The organism is Acidovorax sp. (assembly GCF_027492855.1).
Classification (GTDB): domain Bacteria; phylum Pseudomonadota; class Gammaproteobacteria; order Burkholderiales; family Burkholderiaceae_C; genus Acidovorax.
In genome coordinates this window covers 1-4,341 of record NZ_JAPUDY010000002.1, presented here as the reverse complement: position 1 = coordinate 4,341, position 4,341 = coordinate 1, and the positions used below count along the sequence as shown (strand labels likewise).

Here is a 4,341-nt window from a genome sequence, read left to right as displayed (position 1 = left end):
CATCACCTTCCACACGCTGTTCTGGCCGGCCATGCTGAAGTTCAGCGGCCGCAAGACACCGACCAAGATCTGCGTGCACGGCTTTTTGACCGTGAACAACGGCGAGAAGATGAGCAAAAGCCGCGGCACGGGCCTGGACCCGCTCAAGTACCTGGCGCTCAAGATGAACCCCGAGTGGCTGCGCTACTACCTGGGTGCCAAGCTCAACGGCAAAAACGAAGACATCGACTTCAACGCCGAAGACTTCATGGCCCGCGTGAACTCGGATTTGATCGGCAAATACGTCAACATCGCCAGCCGCGCCGCCGGTTTCATTGCCAAGCGCTTTGGCGGCCAACTGGGGCCCGTCAGCGAAGACGGCCAGGCCCTGCTGGTGCAACTGCGCGAGGCCCGCGACGGCATCGTGGCCGCCTACGAAAACCGCGACTCGGCCCGCGCCGCCCGCGACATCATGCTGCTGTGCGACCGCGTCAACAGCTACGTGGACGCCAACAAACCCTGGGAGCTGGCCAAGAAGGAAGGCATGGACGCGCGCCTGCAAGACGTGTGCACCACCTGCATCGAGGCCTTCCGCCTGCTGACCATCTACTTGAAGCCCATGCTGCCCGCCGTGGCGGCCCAGGTCGAGGCGTTCTTGAACGTGGCGCCACTCGTGTTCTCCGATGCCGGGCAACTGCTGGGCGCAGGCCACACCATCGGCCAGTACCAGCACCTGATGCAGCGTGTGGTGCCCGAGCAGCTTGAAGCATTGTTTGAGGCTCCAGCGCAGGCAGAACAAGCGCAAGCAGCTACTGAAACAATAGCAACACCCGGTGGCGAAGAGCTGGCCCCCACCATCACCATCGACGACTTCACCAAGATCGACCTGCGCATTGCGCTCATCGTGAACTGCGAGCCGGTCGAGGGCTCCACCAAGCTGCTGCGCCTGACGCTGGACGTGGGCGAAGGCCGCACACGCAATGTCTTTTCAGGCATCGCCAGTGCCTACAAGCCAGAAGACCTGGTGGGCAAACACACCGTGATGGTGGCCAACCTCGCGCCGCGCAAGATGAAGTTCGGCATAAGCGAAGGCATGGTGCTGGCCGCCAGCCATGGCGACGAAAAAGCCAACCCCGGCATCTACGTGCTCAACCCCTGGCCGGGCGCCACGCCGGGCATGCGGGTGCGGTAAGGCGTGCAACGCTCATAGACAAAGCAACTGTCAAGGATGCCGAGGGGTGCAGAGCCCCTCGCCATTCGCTGATAGAGGAAGGGGCGGCATGTTGACTGCCGCCCTGAAGCAAGCTCTCAGTAAAGGTACACCGCGCCCGCGTTGGTGCTGCTTTCGTCCGCCTGATTGCCGCCAATGCCAGTCGATCCACTGTCTTCAGTGGATGCCCCCACGGCCAGCGTAGTGCCGTCACCCGATATCGCCACACGGCCACCAAACCGGTCCCCAGCGCCCGTATTGGGTGCCTTCAGGTAGGCCTGTTGCGCCCAGGTGCCTGCGCTGCGGCGAAACACCAGCACAGCGCCCGCATCCGCAGCGGCGGTATTGGCCTGGTCGCCATTGAATCCGCGCGCATTGCTGTCGTCGCGGTACGACGGCACCACCAGCGTGTTGCCGTCGCTCGACATCGCCAAGTTGTTGCCAAACCGGTGGGGGGTGCGGGTGTTGGAGGCTTTCAAGTACGCCTGTGACTGCCAGACGCCACCTGCGCGAATAAACACAAACACCGCGCCAGAGTTGAGTGCCAGGGTGTTGCTGGGTGGTGGCACGACGAAGGTACCGGTGTAGTTGCTGCTGTCTCCATCCATGCCAACCGCCAGCGTGTTGCCGTCGCCTGACAGGATGACCGACACACCGAAGCGGTCCTGCGCTTGGGGACTGGGGGCCTTCAGATAGGCCTGCTGCGACCAGGCCCCCGCATTACGCTGGAACACGTAGGCCGCACCGGCATTGGCCAAGGTGTCGTCCGCAGGATCACTCGCCAAGGCGCTGCGCTCAAAGAACGCGCCCACCGCCAGAGTGTCGCCCGCGCCAGACAGGCTTAGGTAGATGCCGAAGAAATCTCCCGCGCCTGCGTTGGATGCCTTGAGGTAACTTTGCTGTACCCAGCTAGTGCCCGTGCGGGCAAAGACGTAGGCGGCCCCGGACGCAGCAAAGGCTGGATTGCCATGTGTTCCAGTCAGGTCGCCATCCTCGTTGTAGGCACCGACTGCCAGGGTGTTGCCGTCGTTCGAGAGGGCTACGAATGAACCGAAAAGATCGTCGGCATCCGCGTTGTTCGCCTTGATGAATGCCTGCTGCGACCAGACCGCACCAGCGCGGGAATACACATAGACAGCGCCGGAGTTGCTGGCCAGGTTGTTGGTGGCGGGCATGGTCGCAAACGTGCCCTTCTGGTCGCCGCTCTCGCCATCCGCGCCGATGGCCAGCGTGTTGCCGTCGGCAGACAGCGCCACGGCATTGCCAAAATAATCGTTGGCCTCGCCGTTGGGGGCCGCAATGCGCGCCTGCTGCGACCACGTGGCGCCGCTCTTCGTGAAGACGTATACCGCTCCGGTATTGCCACCCTCGCCATAGGCCCCCACGGCCAGGGTGGAGCCGTTGCTGGACAAGGCCACACGGTTGCCGAAGCGGCCTTCGGCGGTGGTCGCCGACGCTTTGAAGTACCCAATGGCACGCACCATGTCGGCCGCCACAGAAGTCGACGGGGCGCTGCAACCTCCCGCATTGCAGGCCTGCACGGTGTAGGTGGCATTCAGCCGCAGGTGCAGCAGCACCGGTACTGCATAGGTCAGCCCTGTGGTGGCGGTTGACCCGATCTGCACGGGTGTCAGCGGGCCCGCGCCATCCGGGTCCTCGTACACCGTGTAGCTGGTTGCACCCGGCGCCGAAGTCCACGAAAAGATCAGCGCCTTCGTTCCGTAGCCAATGCCCAGGCCACCCGGCGCCGGGGGAGCTGGCGGCGGTGGCGGAGGCGGCGTATAGATCGTGCTGCAAAGCACCCTCACCTGGATGACCGGCGCCACGGCGACCCCGGTGCCAGCTTCGACCGTACAGGCCTGATCCACAGGCTGCGCATACACCGTGACCGCATAGGCGCTGCCGTGAGAAACCGGCGACGCAAACCGGAAAGCGCCGTTGTCAGTCAGCAGCAAATCTGCAGCGCCGTTCAGCCGCAGCGTCAGGGTCCCCACCAGGCCCGCGACGGTCCCACCCACGGCGTAGGTGTTGGTGGTGCAGGTCACCAGGATGTTGGTGACCGGGCCCGTCACCACGCCCGAGCCGTTTTCCACGACGCAGGTCTGCCCCACCGGCTGGGTGCGCACAACAATGTTGTAAGCCTGCCCCTGCGCAACATTGGTGACGTAACTGCCGCTGGCCGTGATGCGCACTTCCGCACCCGTTCCGTTGGCGAGTACCAGGGTGCCCATCAGCCCCGTCACAGTGCCCCCCACCGGATGCTGCACCACGGAGGGCGGTGGTGGGGGAGGCGGTAGCTCGGCAGAGTCCCCACCACCGCCGCCGCAAGCTGCCAGGGCGCCTGCCATGACCAGAGGTAACGCCCATGCCGCACCGACAAGCCTCGCGCGCAGGGCCTCGGCCGTAGCGGAAAAATTTCGATACATCAAGGGTTCTCCGGGTCTGTGAACTGCATGGACACTTCAACCCCTCGGGAGGCACGGACGGGTCCGGCTCCCTCGTGCGGGTGCATGCGGGGTACCTGGAACTCTAGGGCGGGAGGACGCGCAAGCGCACCCCACTGAAGCAGGGTTGACGCAGAGAATGGAATGGCCCTGTGGCGTTTGGCGGGACTCAGAACCCCGGGTCGCGCTCAACCGACGAGACTGTCAGCCACCGCGCTGGCGGCTGTCTCGCTCAATGGCCCACGTACCGCCCCGGCCGGTGGCTGATCCACAAGAACCCGCTCATCACCAGCAAGGCCAGCACCGAATACGCCACGCGCTCCACCGGCACCACGAACAGCGCCAGCAGCCCCGCTTAGTTGAACAGCATGAGCGCCATGGCCACGAACAGCCCGCCGGCAAACAGGGCCTGGGCGTCTTCGAACGCGCCGTGGCGCAAGGTGGCCGCCTGAGCAGTGGGATCCACGGCAGAGGCAGAGGCAGAGGTGGAGGTGTCGGGCATGGGGGATTCAACCATGGTGGGTCGGAAGTCGTCGGTCGAAAGATAAGGCCCGGGCCCAGAAAACGCGGCACTGGCCCCACCGGAGCTTGCAAACAACATGCCAAGACCTGCCAGCCTTGCACCGGGGCCAAGGCCTCATGCATTTCCAGGTATTGCTATACAGGTATTGAAATATCTGCAGCCCAAAGTCGCTCACACAGAACGTG

The 4,341-nt window shown here is 64.2% G+C and carries 2 protein-coding genes and 1 pseudogene; 1 reads left to right on the top strand and 2 read right to left on the bottom strand.

Annotated elements, in window-relative coordinates; translation table 11 throughout:
* Positions 1 to 1,171, top strand: a 1,171-nt coding sequence (metG, locus tag Q0105_RS00165) for a methionine--tRNA ligase subunit beta (protein WP_298207497.1), incomplete at its 5' end; no start/stop codon positions are given.
* A 116-nt stretch (positions 1,172 to 1,287) separates the two neighbouring features.
* On the opposite strand, the gene Q0105_RS00160 is transcribed toward metG, so the two are convergent.
* Together Q0105_RS00160 and Q0105_RS00155 are read right to left on the bottom strand one after the other, a co-directional pair.
* Complete coding sequence (locus Q0105_RS00160; RefSeq protein ID WP_298207495.1) at positions 1,288 to 3,615, bottom strand: integrin; 2,328 nt, start codon at positions 3,613 to 3,615, stop codon at positions 1,288 to 1,290.
* A 250-nt stretch (positions 3,616 to 3,865) separates the two neighbouring features.
* Positions 3,866 to 4,135: pseudogene (locus Q0105_RS00155) on the bottom strand (hypothetical protein).
* Positions 4,136 to 4,341: the final 206 nt, after the last annotated feature.

Bases quoted from the DNA above. Each gene is read 5' to 3' on its own strand.
- Q0105_RS00160 (WP_298207495.1), bottom strand. From the start codon at position 3,615: ATGTATCGAAATTTTTCCGCTACGGCCGAGGCCCTGCGCGCGAGGCTT.